Raw genomic sequence first — 14,650 nt, 5'->3', positions numbered from 1 at the left:
GAGCTGGGATATTGCACTTCTATGGCTGTGAACCTGAATGAAAAGCGTAGGAATCAATGCAATTCGTACAAAATCAGACAGATTCGGCCCCGGTTTTGGGAATAATTATACTCTTTGCCCACTTTCGGGTTGGGGCGCCCCCTGATAATCGGTATATGTCCCTGACATGGATCAGGCTTGGCGCAGATGGCCGGGGCGCCGATGCAACACTGTGCGGCGCGCTATTCCAGCCGTTCCAGCTGGTAGCCATAGCCGTAGACGGTGGCGAGCTGGTAGCCATTGCCCGGATGCAGCTTGAGCTTGGTGCGGATGCGCGAGACGTGGGTATCGATGGTGCGGGTCGGGGTTTCCGGTTCGGCGCCCCAGATGCGCTCCTGCAAGAAGGCGCGCGACAGCGGGCGTCCCAGGTGCTGCATGAACAGCAGCGCCAGTTCGACTTCCTTGCGGGTGAGCGTGGCATCCAGGCCGGGCCGCTCGGGATGGGTGATGCGCAGGCGTGCCAGGTCGACCATGAAGCCGCCGGCTTCCACCACGCTGGGCGGCGCTTCGTACGGCTGCGCGGCCAGCAGCAGCAGGTCCAGGCGCAGGGCCAGTTCCTGGCGCTCCACCGGTTTGACCAGGAAGTCATCGGCACCGGCCATGCGCAGGTTGCGCAGCCAGTGCTGGTGGGCGGGGGTGCACAGCAGCAGCACCACCGGACGCGCCTTGGAGGCCGCCGGCGGGCGATGCTGCTGGACCAGCATGGTGACCGCGTGCTGATGCCGCTGCAGGTCGTCCAGATCCAGCACGACCAGGTTGGCACGGTCGGCACAGGCCGCAGCAAAGCCCTCCACACCGCTGTAGACCTGGCATTCATGGCGATCGGCCAGTTGCGTGACCAGGGTCACGGTGTCGGCGTCTTTGGAAAGAATCCCGATTTTCATTGCATCTGTTCAGGATGGAAGTCAAAGGCAGTCAACGCACGGCTCCCCGGGGTGGTGGACCGTATTGGCAAAAAGGGCAGCCTGGGCTGCCCTTTTCTTCATGCAGGCTGCGGCGTGCGCGCTCAGGCAGCCGGTACGTCGCTGTCGGGCAGCACCACGTTCACATCCAGCACTTCCAGGTTGCCCTGGCGGTCCAGCGAGATCTTGATGTCGTCGGCATTGACCTTGGTGTACTTGGAGATGACCTCGATGAGTTCCTTGTGCAGCGCCGGCAGGAAGTCCGGACCCTGGCGGCCGTTGGAACGCTCGCGGGCGATGATGATCTGCAGCCGCTCCTTCGCCGCCACCGCACTTTTGGGCTTGCTGGGGAACAGGAAAGAAAGCAGGGACATGTCACTTACCTCCGAAGATGCGCTGCAGGAAGCCCGGCTTTTCGTAGGTGGTGAAACGCAGCTCGACGGTCTCGCCGAGGAAGCGCGATACCACGTCCTGGTAGGCCTGGGCCACGTCGCTGTCCTTCATGTGGATGGCGGGGGAACCCTGGTTGGAGGCCTGCAGCACGGTTTCCGATTCGGGGATGATGCCGATGAGGGGAATGCGCAGGATTTCCTGCACATCGGTATAGGACAGCATTTCGCCATCTTCCACGCGCTTGGGGGAATAGCGGGTGATGAGCAGGTGCTCCTTGACCGGCTCGCCGCCCGAGGAGGCACGGCGCGACTTGGCCTGGATGATGCCGAGGATGCGGTCCGAGTCGCGCACCGACGACACTTCGGGGTTGGAGACCACGATGGCTTCGTCGGCGAAGGTCAGCGCCATCACCGCACCGTGCTCGATGCCGGCCGGGGAGTCGCAGATGATGTATTCGAAGTCCATCTTGGAGAGGTCGTTGAGGACACGCTCCACGCCTTCTTCGGTCAGGGCGTCCTTGTCGCGGGTTTGCGAGGCCGGCAGGATGAACAGGTTGTCGCAGTGCTTGTCCTTGATCAGGGCCTGGTTCAGCGTGGCTTCCTTGTTGATCACGTTGATGAGGTCGTAGACCACGCGGCGTTCGCAGCCCATGATCAGGTCCAGGTTGCGCAGACCGACGTCGAAGTCGATCACGGCCGTCTTGTGGCCGCGCATGGCCAGGCCCGATGCGAAACTGGCGCTGGACGTCGTTTTGCCGACGCCGCCCTTACCCGAAGTCACAACGATGATTTTTGCCACGAAAAACTCCTTAAGAAGAACAGTACGCCGGCGGTCCCGGCTGGATTCGTTTAAATGATTTACGCCGGAGCCTTACGACGCCGACATGGGCAGCACGTCGATACGTTCGCCTTGCAGGCGCACCTGCACCTGCTTGCCGACGAGCTCCGGAGCATGACCGTTCTCGAAGGTCCGATAGACCCCCGCAATGGAAACCAGTTCCGCTTCCAGTGAAGCAGCGAAGATACGCGCGCTCGTATTGCCCGAGGCACCGGCCAGGGCACGGCCGCGCAACGGCGCGTAGACGTGGATGCAGCCATCGGCAATGAGCTCGGCGCCGTTGTTGACCACGGCCAGCACCACCAGGTCGGCGCCGCGCGCATAGATGCGCTGGCCGGCGCGCACCGGGGTGTCGATCACCACCGTGTTGGCCACCGGGGCCGGGGCGGGCTGGGGAGCGGGTGCAGCGGCAGCAGGCGGAGCCACCGGGGCGGCTGGCGGGGTTGGTGCTGGTGCGGCTTGCTGGGCTGCCGCCTCTTGCGCCCGCGCATTGGCGGTGCCGGCACCGGCCACCGCCGAGTTGTCGATGGCCAGGCCCTGGGCGACGATGCCGCCATGCAATTCTTCCGGCGCATTGCGCACGGCCACCGTATTCAAACGGAAGCGCTTGAACAGGGCCACCACGGCGCTCCAGTCGATGGCCGCAGCGGCTGCCGCATCCAGGGTGCCGATATCCAGCACCGCGAATTCGTCTTCGAAGAAATCGGCGACGCCGCCGGTCATTTCCTTCAGGGCTTTTTCCAGCGAAGTCGGATCGGTTTCATGCAGGATTGCCGAAATGGCAACTACAGTGGAAATTTTGATTTCGATCGGTTTGCGCGCTTTTTGCATAAATCCTGTAGTTCAATGCGGCGGAAAGTGAAGGAAAATGCAGGCTTTCCACCCGGTTTGGGTGTGCATTATACAGGCTGGATGCGGCTGCGATAGCGGTGGAGCGGGGGTTTTCGGCAGGCAAGGGTGGGGCCCAGCGGGTGCCGACGCTTTGCCAAATATTTGTGGCAAAAAGCCAGTGCAGCGGGACAGCCGACAGCCGTTTTGTAAAGTGTGGCGTCACAAGATACATCTATCGCGAGAACAAGCGTCAATGCGACTATCACCAATCCAAATCAACGGAGGTCAGTCATGACGCGCATGTTCAACCCGCCGCACCCGGGCGAGGTCCTGAGGGAATATCTGGGTGAAATGACCGTCACGGAAGCGGCCATGCGCCTGGGCGTCGCCCGTGTCACGCTGCAGCGGATCGTCAACGGTGCCGCCGGCATTTCGCCGGACATGGCCTATCGCCTGGCGGCGGCCTTCGGCACCAGTCCCGAACTCTGGGCCGGGATGCAATTGCAGTATGACCTGCACGAGGCCGGCAAGCTGGCCCGTCCGGTGATCGAGCGCATCACTGCGTGATTCCCAATAAAAAAACCGCCGGCACCTCACGATGCCAGCGGTTTTCTTGAAGCCTGCCCCGGCCGCCTGACAGCAGCGCCGGGGAGCCATCCGGAAATCAGCCCGGTACCTTGCCGTCCACGCCCTCGACGTAGAACTTGATGCCATGCAGGAAGCCGTCATCGGCCACGGCGTCCTTGCCCAGCACTTCCTTGCCGGCGTTGTCCTTGATCGGACCCTTCCAGATCGGGGCCGAGCCGTCGACGATGCCCTTCTTGCGCTCTTCCACCAGCGACTTCACGTCGGCCGGCAGTTCAGGATTGAATGCGGCCAGGTCGATGCCGTTTTCCTTCAGGCCGATCCAGCTGGTGCTGCTCTTCCACGAGCCATCCAGCACGGCTTGCACGCGCGCCGTGTAATACACGCCCCAGTTGATCATGGAAGCAGCCAGGTGGGCCTTGGGGCCGAAGCTGGTCATGTCGCTGTCCCAGCCGAAGGCATACACGCCCTTTTCCTGCGCGGTCTGTACCACGGCGGCGGAGTCGGTGTTCTGCATCAGCACGTCCACACCCTGGCCGATCAGGGTGGTGGCGGCTTCACGTTCCTTGCCCGGATCGAACCACTTGTTGACCCACACCACGGCGGTGGTGGCCTTCGGGTTGACCGAACGCGCACCCAGGGTGAAGGAGTCGATGTTGCGGATCACTTCAGGAATCGGCACCGACGCCACCACGCCCAGCTTGCCGGACTTGCTCATCTTGCCCGCGACCACGCCGGCCAGGTAAGCGCCTTCATAGGTGCGCACATCGTATTGCGCCAGGTTGTCGGCGGTCTTGAAGCCGGTGGCGTGTTCGAACTTCACATCCGGGAATTCCTTGGCGACCTTGAGCATGGCTTCCATGTAGCCGAAGGTGGTGCCGAAGATCAGCTTGTTGCCGTCGGTGGCCAGCTGGCGGAAGACGCGCTCGGCGTCGGCTGCGGATTCAGGAATGTTTTCCACGAAGGTGGTCTTGACCTTGTCGCCGAACTTTTCTTCGACTGCCTTGCGGCCCTTGTCATGCGCGAAGGTCCAGCCGGCGTCACCCACCGGGCCGATGTAGACGAAGGCGACCTTCAGCGGATCAGCCGCCGGTGCAGCCGCAGCCGGCGCAGCAGCGGGCGCGGCGGCAGCAGGTTCTTCCTTCTTGCCGCAACCGATCAGGGTTGCTGCGGCCAGGGTGGCGAGCATCGTCAAGGATGCCCTGCGCGAAATCTTCATTGTGTTCTCCCTCAAGGTCAGTGGATAAATGCAAGTGCTGCTACAAAAACGGAATAAACGATTTAAACGATATAAATGGTTCAGGAAGCGCCCGGACGGAACGGCTTGCCCAGCGACGCCGGCATGTTCAGGCGGATCCAGTCGGGGTTGCGCGAGATCAGCGCCAGCACCACGATGGTGGCCAGGTACGGGGCCATCGACAGGATCTGCGAGGGCACCGTCACCCCCATGCCCTGCAGGTAGAACTGCGCGATGGTCACGCCGCCAAACAGCAGCGAACCCAGCAAGACGCGTGCCGGACGCCAGGTGGCGAAGGCGGTCAGGGCCAGCGCGATCCAGCCGCGTCCGGCCACCAGGCCCTCGACCCACATCGGGGTATAGACCAGCGACATGTAGGCACCCGCCAGGCCGCAGCAGGCGCCCCCGAACAGCAGCGCCAGGTAGCGGATGCCGCGCACCGAATAGCCCAGCGCGTGCGCCGATTCCGGCGACTCGCCCACGGCACGCAGGACCAGCCCGGCCCGTGTGCGATACAGGAACCAGATGCTGGCCAGGCACAGCGCGAAGGCGACATAGCTCATCCAGTGCTGGTGGAACAGCGCCTTGCCGAGGAAAGGAATATCCCCCAGCAGCGGAATCGAATTCGGTTGCGCCGGCAGGGCCAGGCCCACGAAGCGCTGGCCGACGAAGGCCGACAGGCCGGCCCCGAAGATCGACAGCGCCAGGCCGGTGGCGACCTGGTTGGTGGCCAGGCGCAGCGCCAGCCAGGCAAAGAGCGTGGCCATCAGCATGCCGCAGACGGCACCGGCGGCAAAGCCCAGGAGCGGGCTCTTGGTGGCATAGCCGACCGCGAAACCGGCGATGGCCGCCACCAGCATCATGCCTTCGGCACCCAGGTTGAGCACGCCGGAGCGTTCATTGATCAACAGCCCGATGGCCGCCAGCAGCAGGGGTGTGCCGGCATTGATGGAGGCTGCGATGAGAGGAGCGAGTTGTTCCATGTCCTGTCCTGATTCCTTAGACTTTCTTTTTCCACGCCAGGCGGTAATCGATGAGCGTATCGCAGGCCAGCAGCAGGAACAGCAGCATGCCCTGGAATACGCCCGTGATGGCCGAGGGCAGGCCCAGGCGCGACTGCGCCAGCTCGCCGCCCAGGTACAGCAACGACATGATCAGCCCGCCCAGGATCGCGCCGACCGGATGCAGGCGGCCGATGAAGGCCACGATGATGGCGGCGAACCCATAGCCCGGCGACACCGACGGCAGCAGCTGCCCGATCGGACCGGCGATCTCGAAGGCGCCGGCCAGTCCGGCAAAGGCACCCGAGATCAGCAGCGAGACCCACAAGGCCGAACGTGCCGAGAAGCCCGCATAGCGCGCCGCATGCGGCGCCACGCCACCGACCATGAGCGAGAAGCCGCGCAGGCTGCGCATCATGAAGATGGCCATCAGGATGGCTGCGACGATGGCCACCGCAAAGCCGATATGCAGGCGCGTGCCCGACATCAGCACGGGCAGCATGAATTCGCTGGAGAACACCTTGGACTGCGGGAAATTCATGCCATTGGGATCCTTCAGCGGACCGTTGACGGCCCACATCAGCAGCAGCTGCGCCACATAGGTCAGCATCAGCGAGACCAGGATTTCATTGGCATTGAACTGGTCACGCAGGTAAGCGGTGATGGCCGCCCACAAGGCGCCGCCGATGATGCCGGCCACGATCATGAGCACCAGCCCCATGCCGCCGGAGATGCCGTGTCCCGGCACATCCAGCCACACCAGCATGGCCCCCGAACAGAGCGCACCGACGGTGAACTGGCCTTCGGCACCGATATTCCAGATGCTGGCGCGGAAGCACACCGCCAGCCCCAGCGCGCACAGGATCAGCGGTACGGATTTGAGCAGCAGCTCGCTGATGGCGCGCTTGCCGTTGAACGGATCAACCAGGAATACCTTCAGGCCCGCCAGCGGATCCTTGCCCAGTGCCAGGAACAGCAACGCCCCCAGGAACAGGGTGGCGACGATGGCGATCACCGGCGACAGATAAGTCATGGTCTTGGAGGGCGCACCGCGCAGTTCCAGACGCAGGGGGAAGCTCATGCGTTCAGCCATGGTTCACCTCCGCAGCGGCGGCCGCCGGTTCATCCCACAAGCCGCTCATCCACACGCCCACTTGTTCGCGCGTGGCCTGTTCGATGGGGATGGAGGGCGACAGTCGCCCCTTGGCGATGACGTGCAGGCGATCACATAATGCGAACAATTCGTCAAGTTCTTCCGAGATCACCAGCACTGCACAACCTTCCTGTTTCAGTTTCAAGATTTCGCCGTGGATCTGGGCGGCGGCACCGACGTCCACCCCCCAGGTCGGCTGGGCCACCACGAAGACGGCGGGTTTGCGTTCCATTTCGCGGCCGACGATGAATTTCTGCAGGTTGCCGCCCGACAGGCTCTTGGCCGGTGCATCCGGTCCGGCCGCCTTGACCTTGAAGCGTTCGATGATGGACGCCGCAGCACGCCGCGTAAAACCGAAATCGATCATGCCGCGCTTCACGTAGGGCGCTTTCTGGTGCGACAGCAGCATGTTGGCGGTGAGCGAAAGCGTCGGCACGGCACCGCGCCCCAGGCGTTCTTCCGGCACCAGGCCCAGGCCCGCTGCGCGGCGCGGATTGGGCGAGAGGTCGCCCACGGCCTTGCCGGCCAGCATGATCATGTTGGGCGCGGCGCGCTGGTCTTCGCCGGACAGCGCCGCCAGCAATTCCTGCTGGCCATTGCCCGAGACCCCGGCGATGCCGACGATTTCACCGGCGCGCACTTCGCATTCGATGTCCTTCAGTTCGGTCGCAAACAGGTGCGCCTTGGGCAGCGAAAGACGATTGACGTGCAGCTTGCGCTCATTGCGCAGCGAATCGGGATTGCGCTCGCGCTGCAGGCGCACCAGCTCATCACCGATCATCATGCGCGAGAGGCTGGCGCTGCTTTCATTGCGCGGATCGCAGTTGCCGGTCACGCGGCCACCGCGCATGACGGTGGCGCTGTGGCACAGCGCGCGGATTTCGTCGAGCTTGTGGCTGATGTAAAGAATGCTGCAGCCCTCATCGGCCAGGCGGCGCAGCGTCACGAAGAGTTTTTCCACCGCCTGGGGCGTGAGCACCGAGGTCGGCTCGTCCAGGATCAGCAATTGCGGTTCGGTCAGCAGCGCGCGCACGATTTCCACGCGCTGGCGTTCCCCGACCGACAGGGTATGCACATGGCGCTGCGGTTCCAGCTCCAGCCCGTATTTTTCGCCGGTGCGGGTGATGCGTTCGGCCAGTTCCTTGAGATCGGTCTTGGCGTCCAGGCCCAGGGCGATGTTCTCGGTCACGGTCAGCGTATCGAACAGCGAGAAATGCTGGAACACCATCGCAATGCCCAGCTTGCGCGCCACCTGCGGATTGGCGATCTGCACCGTCTCACCGTTCCAGCGCAGTTCACCGGCATCCGGCTTGACCGCACCGAAGATGATCTTCATCAGGGTGGACTTGCCCGCGCCGTTCTCCCCGAGTACGGCGTGGATCTCGCCGGGCGCAACGGCCAGGCTGACATCGTCATTGGCCAGCACGCCCGGATAGGCCTTGCGCACATGGCTGATTTCAAGACGGAGTGGAACTGCGCTCACGTGATTTCCCTGTGGTGATGAGGTTGGTCATGTCCAAATGCAAGGCGGTCCGCGTGCCTGCGGCCGCCGCGAGCGCCCCCAGCGGCTCGCACGCGCGACATCATAGACAAATTGCGCCGCGCCGCATACCGCTTTTGCCGGGTTTTCCGCCCCTGTTGCGGCGTAATCGCCCGATTTATCTCATTTTCCCCGATGCGCCCAGCCGGTGGTGCGTTTCTCGATGATGGCGAACAGTTCGTACATGGCCATGGCCATGGCCCCGATCACCACCAGCCCGGCAAAGGCCAGCGGCATCTTCATCGAGGAGCCGGCCGAGACCAGCAGGTAGCCGATGCCCTGGTTGGAGGCATTCATCTCGGACACGGTCGAGCCCACGAAGGCCAGCGTGATGGCCACTTTGAGCGAGGCAAAGAAATACGGCATCGAACGCGGCAGGCCGACCTTGAGCAGGATGTCCATGCGGCGTGCGCCCAGCACGCGCAAGACGTCTTCCAGCTCCGGTTCCAGCGTGGCCAGGCCGGTGGCGATGTTGACCATGATGGGGAAGAAGGAGATCAGGAAAGCGGTCAGGATGGCCGGCCCCGCGCCGATACCGAACCAGACCACCAGCACCGGCACGAAAGCCGCCTTGGGCAAGGCATTGAAGGCCGTCATGAGCGGATAGGCGGCGGCATAGAGCATGGGTGAAGAGCCGATCACGAAGCCCAGCGTCACACCGACCACCACCGCAATGGCAAAGCCCACCATGGTGACCCAAAAGGTGGAGAGGGCGTGTTCGGTGATCGGCCCGGCGTAATCCACCATGGCCTGCAGGATGGAGGCGGGGCTGGGGAAGATGAAGTCGGAGACCTGCCACACGCTGCAGATGAACTGCCACACGCCCAGGATGGCGAGCAGCAGGAACCAGGGAGCCAGCGTGGTGGCGGCGCGGTTGAGTTTGCCGTTGAACGGAGTTTTCATGAGTTTCCTTGGCCGGGCCGTGTGAGGGTCAGGTATTGCGCACGTGGCCGATGTGCTCGCGCAGTTCATGCACCAGCGCGTTGAAGCCGTCGGTATAGGTGGTTTCCAGCGGACAGGGGCGCGGCAGCGGATTTTCCCGCCGCACCACGATACGCCCCGGGCGCTTGCTCATCACGTAGATGGTGTCGGCCAGGAAGGCCGCCTCGCGCAGGTCATGCGTGACCAGGATGACGTTGAAGCGGCGCTCGGCCCACAGGTCGCGCAGCACGCACCACAGTTCTTCGCGGGTGAAGGCATCGAGCGCGCCGAAGGGTTCGTCCAGCAGCAGCATCTTGGGCTCATGGATCAGCGCGCGGCAGATCGAGGCGCGCTGCTGCATGCCACCCGAGAGTTGCCAGGGGAATTTGTCGGCATAGCCGTCCAGCCCCACGGTCTTGAGCAACTTGAGGGCACGTTCGGTGTACTCGGCCTTCTTCTGCTTGAAGTCGCGCCGATAGGGTTCGACGATCTCCAGCGGCAGCAGCACGTTTTCCAGCGTGGTGCGCCAGGGCAACAGGGTCGGGGCCTGGAAGGCCATGCCCACGAACTTGAGCGGCCCCGTGACCGTCTGGCCGTTGATGACGACGCTGCCGCGATTGGGTTGCTTCAAGCCCGTGGCCAGCTTCATGAAAGTGGACTTGCCGCAGCCGGACGGCCCGACGATGGCGATGAACTCGCCTGCACGGGTCTGCAGGTCGATGTCTTCCACCGCAAATTCGGCGGCGCCATCATAGGCCAGGTAGACGTGGCGGAAATCGACGAAGGGTTCGCTCATGAATGCAGTCGGCCAGAAATGAGATGAGATGAATCGAATGAACGATATAAATGATTTACTTGGGGAACACGTCCAGCTCGGCCTTGGCCGGCAGGAAGCTGCCGTTCCAGATCTTGTCGGCATTGACGCGGGTCTTGGTGCCGTAGGCGTCCGAGACTTGCGAAGCCATGAGCGTGAGGCGCGGACCGTAGACCTGGCCATAGCCTTCCGACTTGGCATGGGGCGTAGCGATGGCGCTGGCGATGGCCAGCTTCAGGCGGCGCAGTTCCAGCTTCTCGTCGATGAGGCCATCGCGTTCCTTCAGGACCTTGATGGCGGCTTCCGGATTGGCCATCACGTCGCGGCTGGCCTTGGCGAAGGCGCGCAGGAAGCCCTTGATGGCCTCCGGCTTCTGCTTGACCATGGTCTCGGAGGCGATGATGGTATTGCCGTAGAGGCGCACGCCGTAGTCCGGGTACATCATCACGTTGATGTCTTCATCCTTGATGCCGCGGGCGTTGAGGTTCAGCAGCGAGGTGAAGTAGAAACCGGTGATGGCATCCACATCGCCGCGCGCCAGCATGGTTTCGCGCAGCGGCGGGTCCATGCTGGTCCACTGCGCCTTGGTGGCATCGAGGCCGTTGGCCTTGGCAAAGATCGGGTAGGCGCGGCGCCCGGCGTCGAATACCGGCGCGCCCAGCTTCTTGCCGGCCAGGTCTGCCGGTTTCTTGATGCCGGATTTCTTGAGCGAGAACACCGCGGCCGGGGTGTCGTTGTAGACCATCATCACGGCCACCGGCTTGCCCGGGGCATCGGGATTGTTGGCCGTGAATTCCATCAGGGCGGCCATGTCGGCGAAGCCCATGTCATAGGTGCCGGAGGCCACGCGGTTGACCGCATTGCCCGAGCCGTTGCCGGCGTCGATGGTGACATCCAGTTTTTCCTGCGCGAAGTAACCCTTGGACTTGGCTACCAGGAACAGGGCTGCCGGCCCTTCGAAGCGCCAGTCCAGCTGGAACTTGACCTTGGTTTCCTGTGCCAGCGCCAGCGAGGAGCTGGCGGCCAATACCAGGCCGAGAACGGTGGTGCCGAGTTTGAAGAGCTTGCTGGAGTGCACGATGGACTTCCTTCCTTGTTCGTTTGAATGTCAGATCCCAGGGCTTCAATAGCATTTAATGTGCCAAGCCAGCCTGCGGTTCGCGTCTGCTCTGCTTTGCCGGGCGCGGCAGGGGCCAGGCGGTCGGCAAGGGCCCTGCGGATGATCGACATCCGCTTTTCTTTTTGTCGACAATCAAAAAATCCATTTGCGACAATTTGGTGCTTGGCTGCACCTAAGTAGAAAAAAATGCACTAAAAAAATTTGGCTTGCGGCGCTGTAAGGCAGGCGGCATGCGCCTCCTGGCAGTTTTTGTCCGGGCGTACCTGGTTGTCGCGATTGTCGACAATGCGAGTCGCCATGCAACTAACTGCTGGATGAGGGCTTGGGAAAGTGCCCGGACTCGGCTAGGATTGCGCCCCGGCGCGCAGGGCGCAGCGCTTGATGCAGCGTTGCGCGGCTCGCTTTGGGAGCGATGGATTCGCTACTTCTGGTGGGTGCGATTGCGCGCGCCAAGTGCCGGCTTGGGGGCTGGCACGGGCTTTGCGTAAACGCTGCCGTCGGTGCGGGTGTCGGCAATGCTGTCAGCAATTTGCCAGACCTTATTTGACGAGGGCAAGCACACGAGGGGTACCGGAGTCGCTGCTGTGGCGGGGAGAGTGCAGGACGCCGCAGGATGCGAACCGGTCTCCGGTTCAACAGCCATTTTTTAGATTAGCAATACAGGGAGAAACTTATGAAGAAGGGTATCAAGGGGAAGTATTGGATGATGGCGGCCGTGGTTGCCTCGGCGGCGGGCAGCATGTCGGCGCAGGCGGCTGACTGGTCGGACAACTCGATCGGCTACCGTTACGGCACGAAGTTTGCCGAGCCCTTCAACACGCAGGACATTGCCAAGAGCATCGTCAATTTCCAGCACGCCAGTGGCTACAAGTACGGTACCAACTTCCTGAACGTGGACCTGCTGATGTCCAACAGCAAGGATGACAATGCCCAGGAAGCGTATATCGTTTACCGCAATACCCTGGACATCGGCAAGATCAGCGGCAAGGACCTGTCCTTCGGTCCGGCACGCGGTGTGGGCCTGACCCTCGGCTTTGACTGGAACACCAAGAACGACAACAGCTACGCCTCCAAGAAGCGCATGTGGGTCGTCGGTCCGACCCTGATGCTGGATGTGCCCGGTTTCCTGAACGTGAGCGTGCTGGCGCTGTTTGAAAGCAACCAGCCCAAGGGCGTGACCAGCCGCTACACCTACGACACGCACCCGATGCTGAACCTGGCCTGGGGTATCCCGCTGGGTTCGACCGGCCTGGCGTTCGAAGGCTACATGAACTACATCGCCGCCAAGGGCAAGAACGAGTTCGGCGGTTCGACCGGTCCCGAACTGAACTTCGATGGCCAGGTCATGTATGACGTGGGCACGGCCATGGGCCTGGGCAAGAACACCTTCCGCGTGGGCCTGGAATACCAATACTGGCGCAACAAGTTCGGCAACCCGCACAACGTGCCGGGTTCGCTGGCCAAGACCCCGATGGTGCGCGCCGAGTATCACTTCTAAGTCCGGTTGATCCGGCTGCTTGCAGCATCATGGCGATGCCGGGTCTTCGGATCCGGCATTTTTATTGGGTGCTCGCCGTTGGCCGGGAATTGGCTACACTGTGGCTGGCCGGTGGCGCCCAGGGTGCTATGTGGTTTGTCATATGTTGGCTATAAGTTTTCAGGCATGAGGTATCGGCCAGGCTGATATCTAATTGCTGGGTTTTGAACAGGATGGGGGTTTGCGCGTTGCGGCCTTCGTCATCCACAGGGATTTGAGAGCGGAGCATCATGGAAGCATACCTACTTGACTGGCTGAACTTGCTGCTGCGCTGGCTGCACGTGATCACGGCGATTGCCTGGATCGGTTCTTCATTCTATTTCGTCTGGCTGGACAACAGCCTGGTGGCGCCGACCGATCCGGAGCTCAAGGAGAAGGGTGTCGGGGGCGAGTTGTGGGCGGTGCATGGCGGGGGTTTCTACAATCCGCAAAAGTATCTTCTTGCACCCAAGGTGTTGCCGGAGCATCTGCACTGGTTTTATTGGGAGTCTTACAGCACGTGGCTGTCTGGCTTTGCCTTGTTTTCGCTGCTGTATCTCTTCAATGCGAACGTCTTTTTGGTCGATCGCAATGTGTTCGACATGTCGGCGTCGATGGCGGGCGGAACGGCGATTGCCTTCCTGGTCTTCAACTGGCTGATCTATGACGCGATCTGCAGCACCATCGGGGATCGGCCAGGGGCGGATCGGCTGGTCAACCTGCTGGTCGGCTTGCAGGTGATCGTTTCTGTTTGGGCGGCTTGCCATCTGTTTTCGGGGCGGGCGGCTTTCCTCATCAGCGGGGCTTCCCTGGCCACCATCATGAGCGCGAACGTGCTGGTGTGGATCATTCCGGGGCAGCGCAAGATGGTGGCTTCCATGCGGGCCGGGCAAGCTCCCGATCCGATTCATGGCAAGCGCGGCAAGCAGCGTAGTGTCCACAATACCTACTTCACCTTGCCGGTGCTGTTTGCCATGCTGTCCAATCACTACAGCATGACCTATAGCGCGCCGCATAACTGGGTGGTCCTGTTGTGCATCATGGCGGCCGGTGCCTTGATCCGGCAGTTCTTCGTGTTGCGGCACAAGGGGGTTTATAACTGGTGGTATCCGGGGATTGCTGTTGCGCTGCTGCTGGCGGTGATCTTGTGGATGAGTCCTGCCATGCAGTCCAAACCTGTGGCGGCTGTTGCTCCTTCTCCTTCTGCTGAGGCTTCATCCGCTGCTCCTGCTGGCGACGCTGTGGCCGCAGGGTCGTTTGCCCAAGTCCAGCAAGTGATCCAGGCGCGATGCATCCAGTGCCATGCCGCCAAACCTACCCTCATGCCGGTGCCCGGCAAGGGTGTTCTGCTCGATTCGCCTGAACATATCTCCCAGCATGCTCAGCAGATCTATCAACAGGCTGTCGTGCAGAAGGCCATGCCTTTAGGGAACATGACCCAGATCACCGACGATGAACGCGCCATCATTGGCAAGTGGTTCGAAAGCGGCGCTCCCGTTAAGTGATTTGTTGAGTGTGGGGTTGTCTTGGCTGCGGGCTTTTCTGGTTGTTCTGTTTGGGGCAGTCTGCACGGATTGCTTTCCTGCGCTCTAGCTTAATTCTTATCTCTCTCCGGTCGGAAGGACGCGCCGGGGGCGGCCCGGCAGCCGCTCACTTTTCTTGTCTCGCCAAGAAAAGTAAGCAAAAGAAGGCGACCCCAAAGAGCCAGCCCTCCTGCGGAGGGTGCCCGTCGCAGCGAAGCGAAAAGTGGGAAGGATAGAG

14 protein-coding genes are annotated in these 14,650 nt (G+C 62.2%); 3 read left to right on the top strand and 11 right to left on the bottom strand.

Annotation, left to right across the window (positions count from 1 at the left end; all coding sequences use genetic code 11):
• Positions 1-221: 221 nt before the first annotated feature.
• From FYB76_RS23035 to minC, 4 genes are all read right to left on the bottom strand, one after another.
• Positions 222-923 carry a response regulator transcription factor gene (locus FYB76_RS23035; protein ID WP_088755056.1) on the bottom strand — a complete coding sequence of 234 codons (702 nt, stop codon included), beginning with the start codon at positions 921-923 and terminating at the stop codon, positions 222-224.
• 122 nt (positions 924-1,045) lie between these two features.
• Positions 1,046-1,315, bottom strand: a complete 270-nt coding sequence (minE, locus tag FYB76_RS23030) for a cell division topological specificity factor MinE (RefSeq protein WP_006465131.1) — start codon at positions 1,313-1,315, stop codon at positions 1,046-1,048.
• Between the two features lies 1 nt (position 1,316).
• Positions 1,317-2,132 carry a septum site-determining protein MinD gene (gene minD, locus FYB76_RS23025; protein WP_088755055.1) on the bottom strand — a complete coding sequence of 272 codons (816 nt, stop codon included), beginning with the start codon at positions 2,130-2,132 and terminating at the stop codon, positions 1,317-1,319.
• 72 nt (positions 2,133-2,204) lie between these two features.
• Entirely contained in the window at positions 2,205-3,002 is a 798-nt protein-coding gene (minC, locus tag FYB76_RS23020) for a septum site-determining protein MinC (protein ID WP_088755054.1), read from the bottom strand.
• A 291-nt stretch (positions 3,003-3,293) separates the two neighbouring features.
• Here minC and FYB76_RS23015 point away from each other — a divergent pair, with 291 nt between their 5' ends.
• Positions 3,294-3,569: a HigA family addiction module antitoxin gene (locus FYB76_RS23015; protein WP_034332728.1), complete on the top strand. Its 276-nt coding sequence runs from the start codon at positions 3,294-3,296 to the stop codon at positions 3,567-3,569.
• Positions 3,570-3,666: 97 nt separating this feature from the next.
• On the opposite strand, the gene FYB76_RS23010 is transcribed toward FYB76_RS23015, so the two are convergent.
• The 7 genes from FYB76_RS23010 to FYB76_RS22980 form a co-directional block, all read right to left on the bottom strand.
• Positions 3,667-4,806 carry a BMP family ABC transporter substrate-binding protein gene (locus tag FYB76_RS23010; protein WP_039783680.1) on the bottom strand — a complete coding sequence of 380 codons (1,140 nt, stop codon included), beginning with the start codon at positions 4,804-4,806 and terminating at the stop codon, positions 3,667-3,669.
• Between the two features lie 80 nt (positions 4,807-4,886).
• A complete protein-coding gene (locus FYB76_RS23005) occupies positions 4,887-5,807 on the bottom strand; it encodes an ABC transporter permease (RefSeq protein ID WP_154135181.1) in 921 nt (306 codons plus the stop codon).
• Between the two features lie 16 nt (positions 5,808-5,823).
• A complete protein-coding gene (locus FYB76_RS23000) occupies positions 5,824-6,918 on the bottom strand; it encodes an ABC transporter permease (protein WP_154135180.1) in 1,095 nt (364 codons plus the stop codon).
• Positions 6,911-8,461 (bottom strand): ABC transporter ATP-binding protein, encoded by a 1,551-nt coding sequence (locus FYB76_RS22995; protein ID WP_039783683.1) that lies wholly within the window; start codon positions 8,459-8,461, stop codon positions 6,911-6,913. The genes FYB76_RS23000 and FYB76_RS22995 overlap by 8 nt, the downstream gene beginning before the upstream one ends.
• A gap of 180 nt (positions 8,462-8,641) precedes the next feature.
• Entirely contained in the window at positions 8,642-9,421 is a 780-nt protein-coding gene (locus FYB76_RS22990; protein ID WP_088755051.1) for an ABC transporter permease, read from the bottom strand.
• A gap of 28 nt (positions 9,422-9,449) precedes the next feature.
• Positions 9,450-10,235: an ABC transporter ATP-binding protein gene (locus FYB76_RS22985; RefSeq protein ID WP_088755050.1), complete on the bottom strand. Its 786-nt coding sequence runs from the start codon at positions 10,233-10,235 to the stop codon at positions 9,450-9,452.
• A 55-nt stretch (positions 10,236-10,290) separates the two neighbouring features.
• On the bottom strand, positions 10,291-11,331 hold the full coding sequence (locus tag FYB76_RS22980; protein WP_088755049.1) for an ABC transporter substrate-binding protein: 1,041 nt from the start codon (positions 11,329-11,331) through the stop codon (positions 10,291-10,293).
• 715 nt (positions 11,332-12,046) lie between these two features.
• On the opposite strand from FYB76_RS22980, the gene FYB76_RS22975 reads away from it, so the two are divergent.
• Positions 12,047-12,871 (top strand): outer envelope protein, encoded by an 825-nt coding sequence (locus FYB76_RS22975; protein WP_154135179.1) that lies wholly within the window; start codon positions 12,047-12,049, stop codon positions 12,869-12,871.
• Positions 12,872-13,140: 269 nt separating this feature from the next.
• Positions 13,141-14,394 (top strand): urate hydroxylase PuuD, encoded by a 1,254-nt coding sequence (locus tag FYB76_RS22970; RefSeq protein WP_154135178.1) that lies wholly within the window; start codon positions 13,141-13,143, stop codon positions 14,392-14,394.
• The last annotated feature ends 256 nt before the right edge of the window (positions 14,395-14,650 follow it).

The organism is Herbaspirillum sp. CAH-3 (assembly GCF_009668275.1).
GTDB classification, from domain to species: Bacteria; Pseudomonadota; Gammaproteobacteria; order Burkholderiales; family Burkholderiaceae_D; genus Herbaspirillum; species Herbaspirillum aquaticum.
This window is presented reverse-complemented; position numbering and strand designations above follow the sequence as displayed.

What these genes read in the sequence shown, in the direction of transcription:
- FYB76_RS23035 (WP_088755056.1), bottom strand. Translation starts at nt 923, where the DNA reads ATGAAAATCGGGATTCTTTCCAAAGACGCCGACACCGTGACCCTGGTC.
- minE (WP_006465131.1), bottom strand. Translation starts at nt 1,315, where the DNA reads ATGTCCCTGCTTTCTTTCCTGTTCCCCAGCAAGCCCAAAAGTGCGGTG.
- minC (WP_088755054.1), bottom strand. Translation starts at nt 3,002, where the DNA reads ATGCAAAAAGCGCGCAAACCGATCGAAATCAAAATTTCCACTGTAGTT.
- FYB76_RS23015 (WP_034332728.1), top strand. Translation starts at nt 3,294, where the DNA reads ATGACGCGCATGTTCAACCCGCCGCACCCGGGCGAGGTCCTGAGGGAA.
- FYB76_RS23010 (WP_039783680.1), bottom strand. Translation starts at nt 4,806, where the DNA reads ATGAAGATTTCGCGCAGGGCATCCTTGACGATGCTCGCCACCCTGGCC.
- FYB76_RS23005 (WP_154135181.1), bottom strand. Translation starts at nt 5,807, where the DNA reads ATGGAACAACTCGCTCCTCTCATCGCAGCCTCCATCAATGCCGGCACA.
- FYB76_RS23000 (WP_154135180.1), bottom strand. Translation starts at nt 6,918, where the DNA reads ATGGCTGAACGCATGAGCTTCCCCCTGCGTCTGGAACTGCGCGGTGCG.
- FYB76_RS22990 (WP_088755051.1), bottom strand. Translation starts at nt 9,421, where the DNA reads ATGAAAACTCCGTTCAACGGCAAACTCAACCGCGCCGCCACCACGCTG.
- FYB76_RS22985 (WP_088755050.1), bottom strand. Translation starts at nt 10,235, where the DNA reads ATGAGCGAACCCTTCGTCGATTTCCGCCACGTCTACCTGGCCTATGAT.
- FYB76_RS22975 (WP_154135179.1), top strand. Translation starts at nt 12,047, where the DNA reads ATGAAGAAGGGTATCAAGGGGAAGTATTGGATGATGGCGGCCGTGGTT.
- FYB76_RS22970 (WP_154135178.1), top strand. Translation starts at nt 13,141, where the DNA reads ATGGAAGCATACCTACTTGACTGGCTGAACTTGCTGCTGCGCTGGCTG.